5 protein-coding genes are annotated in these 4,301 nt (G+C 46.5%); all 5 read left to right on the forward strand.

What is annotated here, in order from left to right; translation table 11 throughout:
• A partial coding sequence (locus WBV27_RS07180; protein ID WP_424200705.1) for a LemA family protein occupies positions 1-441 on the forward strand: 441 nt, incomplete at its 5' end.
• 36 nt (positions 442-477) lie between these two features.
• Entirely contained in the window at positions 478-1,386 is a 909-nt protein-coding gene (gene htpX / locus WBV27_RS07185) for a zinc metalloprotease HtpX (RefSeq protein WP_424200707.1), read from the forward strand.
• A 228-nt stretch (positions 1,387-1,614) separates the two neighbouring features.
• Positions 1,615-2,364, forward strand: coding sequence for a hypothetical protein (locus WBV27_RS07190; protein ID WP_424200709.1), 750 nt, complete (start codon positions 1,615-1,617; stop codon positions 2,362-2,364).
• Between the two features lie 175 nt (positions 2,365-2,539).
• A complete protein-coding gene (locus tag WBV27_RS07195; RefSeq protein WP_086628970.1) occupies positions 2,540-3,625 on the forward strand; it encodes a D-alanine--D-alanine ligase in 1,086 nt (361 codons plus the stop codon).
• A 130-nt stretch (positions 3,626-3,755) separates the two neighbouring features.
• The coding region (locus tag WBV27_RS07200; RefSeq protein ID WP_424200711.1) for a Mur ligase family protein at positions 3,756-4,301 on the forward strand (546 nt) is incomplete at its 3' end.

The raw sequence follows: 4,301 nt of genomic DNA on the forward strand, positions 1-4,301 counted from the left end.
GATGTCCAGTTGAAACGCAGGAACGATCTGATCCCGAACATCGTTGAGACAGTCAAAGGCTATGCGAAACATGAGCAGGAAACCTTGACAAAAGTCATCAATTTGCGGAACATGATTTCGGATATGGGAACCGAAGATCCGGCCAAGAAGATGGAACTGTCCAATCAACTCTCCAGTCAATTGCGGACCGTTTTTGCTTTGGCAGAGGCGTATCCCGATCTGAAGGCGAACCAAAATTTCTTGGCATTACAGGAAGAATTGTCCGCGACGGAAAACAAGATCGCTTATGCGCGCCAATTGTATAATTCCAGCGTTACGCAATACAACATCAAATTAGGGACATTCCCGAGCAATGTTGTGGCAGGTGTCCATGGTTTCCGTCCGGAAGTCGTTTTGGCTACCCCGGAAGAAGAAAAAAATGTACCGAAAGTATCGTTCTGAGAAAATATGATTTAGATGGAAAGTTGGTGAGTACCTTTGCTCCATCAACAAATTGAGCAGAATAAACGGCGCACTGTGCTGATCGTATTCTTATTCTTTCTCCTGTTTGCGGCTTTGGGGGCGGCCATCGGTTACCTGAATTGGGATAATGCTTTGTCCGGCATCGCGCTGGCGCTGATCATCGGAGTGGCCTACGTCGCCATCATGGTGGCGCAATCCACCCAAGTGGTCATGAGCCTGAACAATGCCAAGGAAATAACGGATAAGGCGCAATACCCGATGCTTTGGAATATCGTCGAGGAAATGACGATCGTGACACGGTTGCCTTTTCCGAGAATCTTCATCATCGAGGATGAAAGCCCGAATGCGTTTGCGGCCGGAAATTCGCCGGAAAAGGCATCTGTCGCCGTGACCACGGGCTTGTTGAAGAAACTGAACCGGGAAGAACTGACGGGTGTGCTGGCGCATGAATTTGCGCATATCCGCAACTATGACATCCGCTTATCCACTGTCGCTTTGGCGATTGCGGGGCTGATCGCATTTTTGGCCCAATTCAGTACCCGGATGATGTTCTGGGGTGGCGGCGGCCGGCGACGCAAAAGCGATAACAGCGGAGGGTTGGGCATCATTTTGCTGATCCTTTCCTTGCTGATCCTGGTTCTTTCGCCTTTTGTGGCCACAATCATCCGTCTGGCGCTGTCCCGCAACCGGGAATATCTGGCTGATGCGAGTGCGATTGAGTTCACACGCAATCCGGAAGGGCTGAAATCCGCTTTAATCAAAATAGCGACAAGCGACCCGATGGAGGCAGCGAATGCAGCCAGTGCCTCGCTCTATATTGTGAATCCTTTCAAACGGATGAAGGAGGGCGAAGCAGAAAATGATGGCTTGTTTTCGACCCACCCTTCAACGGCAAACCGAATCAAACGATTAGAAGCTATGTAAATAGCTTCTTTTTTTCGGACATTTTATGCAAATTGTACAAATAAAGTTCGGTTTCTGATGTGAAAACCCTTTCAATTTGTTGCTATGAAAAAAAATAGGGGAAAAAGGCAAATTATCTTTGTAAAAGATACGGATTTGTAATAATATTAACATGGTACTGATACCTTAATCGGTTTTGCACGTAGTAGAATGATAATAAGGGATATTTCGGAAAGGGGGGGATCATTCATGAGCGAAGATATGTTATATGTTCATTATGAAACAGTCAGCAATTATGTTTTGAGCAAAGGGATAGCGGTGAAGGATTATACAAAGTTAGCCCGGAAGCTTCCGGAAAACTTGTTGTTGGTGGACGGAAGAAAAAGTATTGGAACATATGATAATCATACCGGTTTTCAGGTGATTAAAGGCCAAGAAAACGTAAAAGCGTTCTTCCAAAAAGGGACGGACAATCAAGCCGCTATGGGAAAATGGATTGATTTTGTGAATGTGGATATGTTGCATCTCCTCACCCCGATCGAAATATCCGAGATCCTGTATATCGCCCATGCGCATACGCACCTGCACTCACCGTTCTATTATAAATTACAAAACAACTACATCTACCTCACGTTGCCGAATGGCTTCATAAAAATGTACTATCGCTACCTGGAGCAATTCCATGAGCTGTTCGCCGAAGCCATCACCGTCAAGTTGAAGGAAAAAGTGAATGAGAAGAAGCGCTTTTATCAGAAAGACAAAGAAATTGCGCCATTCCCGATCGAACGCGTGAAGGAATTCATTCCGATCTTCAAAGAAGGAGCCGTAATCTCCTTCAGGCAGATGAGCGTCGAAGAAAATACATACTGCATCCCATTGTTCATCGCGGAAGACCGTTACGCCAGTATCGGCGGCCGTTTCAACGAAAAGGATTCGGTGGGCACCATCTGTTATGACATGGAACGCAATGAGTGGAAAATAGACATAGACTTTGATTGAAAGCCTAAGCCGGAACTTAGGCTTTTTCTGTATCCATTGAGCCGGAATCAGCTATCTTGGCCCCGGCAAGAGGGCGGCCAAGCCACTTTTCACAAAAATCGTTTTAGGTAAAAAATAAATATGGTACAATGTTTCTTGATTAAGGTAGTTATCAAAAAATTCGGAGGATTTCTCGATGAAAATTTATTTGATTTACGGCGGAAAGAGCGCTGAGCACGATATCTCGATCCTGACAGCACATTCAATCATAAAGGCGATCTATTTCAACTATTATGAAGTTGTGCCCGTCTATATCACCAAGGCAGGCGCATGGATTCAAGGGCAATCCCTTTCTGAACCGGTGGCATTCTCTGAGAACCTTTATTTAGAGCCGGGTTCCGAGAAGCGTTTTGCTGATTCGCAAGATGGCAAATCCTACGGCGAACTTATTTCCCCTGCAGACATCCAGTCTGAGGATGCTGTCATTTTCCCCGTATTGCATGGCCCCAACGGAGAAGATGGAACGGTGCAAGGGCTTTTTGAAGTCCTGAATATGCCGTATGTCGGCTGTGGTGTCCTTGCCAGCGCCAGCGGAATGGACAAAATCGTCAGCAAGCATCTTTTCCAACAAGCAGGGTTGCCGCAAGTGCCTTACGTGGCCGTTACTCGTAACGACTGGAAAAATGACCGCGAGAAGATCTTCATCCAATGCGAAGGCAGCCTGATTTATCCGATGTACATAAAGCCAGCCAATATGGGCTCAAGCGTCGGCATTTCTAAAGCTACGAATCTTGAAGAGTTGACCGCAGCGATCGAAACGGCTTTCCGCTATGACCGTCGCGTGGTCGTTGAACAAGGCATCGAAGCCCGTGAAATCGAAATCGCGGTATTGGGAAATGACGATGTTCATACCTCCGTACCCGGTGAAATCGTTAAAACCAAAGATTTCTATGACTACGAAGAGAAGTACGGCAATGAAGAAGTATTGCTGCAGATTCCGGCTGAATTACCGGAAGAAATCACTGCCAAATTGCAGAATTATGCAACGATCGCTTTCCGAGCGCTTGACGGCAGCGGTTTGAGCCGTTGTGATTTCTTTGTGACCAAAAATAATGAAATCTACATCAATGAAGTCAATACTTTACCTGGTTTCACTTCCCGCAGCATGTATCCGTTGCTTTGGGAACACACAGGATTGAAGTACAGTGATCTGGTGGAAGAGTTGATCCAGTTGGCTTTGAAACGCCATGAAGAAAAACTATCCTATCAATTTGTAGAATAAAGAATGAAAGGCCGTGATTTCCCTGATCGTCAGCAGCACCAAAAGCATGGAATGCTTGCTGCGAACCCAGGGAAGGACGGCCTTTTTTAGATCGGGCTTCTGAGAAATAATTGGAAATGAGGAACCAAATATGAAACCATTACGCATCATCGATGTTGTGAAAGCTGTCGAAGCGATCGACTATACGTCGGCTAATCGCTTTGCTGAAATAAATACTGTTGTTTTCGACTCCCGTAAAGCAACGCCCGACAGTTTGTTTGTGCCTTTGCAGGGGGAAACGGATGGTCATGATTATGTCCAATCGGCAATCAAGAACGGAGCGGCAGCAACTTTATGGAGCCGTGAAGCAGGGGAAGCGCCTGAAGATATTGCCGTCATTCTCGTGGATGACACGCTGGAGGCTTTGCAAAAATTGGCGGAAGCCTATCTGAATATGATCCAACCAAAAGTGGTCGCAATCACGGGCAGCAACGGGAAAACGACCACCAAGGACATGACTGCTGCCGTCCTGTCCGCCCGGTTCCGTGTCCACAAAACGGAGGGCAATTACAATAATGAAATCGGCATGCCGATGACCATTCTGGAGATGCCGGAAGACACTGAAGTGTTGGTGCTTGAAATGGGCATGAGCAACTTCGGCGAAATCAGCTTGTTGAGCCGATTGGCCAAACCGGAT

It is taken from the genome of Trichococcus sp. (assembly GCF_049589555.1).
Classification (GTDB): domain Bacteria; phylum Bacillota; class Bacilli; order Lactobacillales; family Aerococcaceae; genus Trichococcus.

Excerpts from the sequence above, each read along its gene's own strand:
- WBV27_RS07190 (WP_424200709.1), top strand. The coding sequence starts at position 1,615 with ATGAGCGAAGATATGTTATATGTTCATTATGAAACAGTCAGCAATTAT.
- WBV27_RS07195 (WP_086628970.1), top strand. The coding sequence starts at position 2,540 with ATGAAAATTTATTTGATTTACGGCGGAAAGAGCGCTGAGCACGATATC.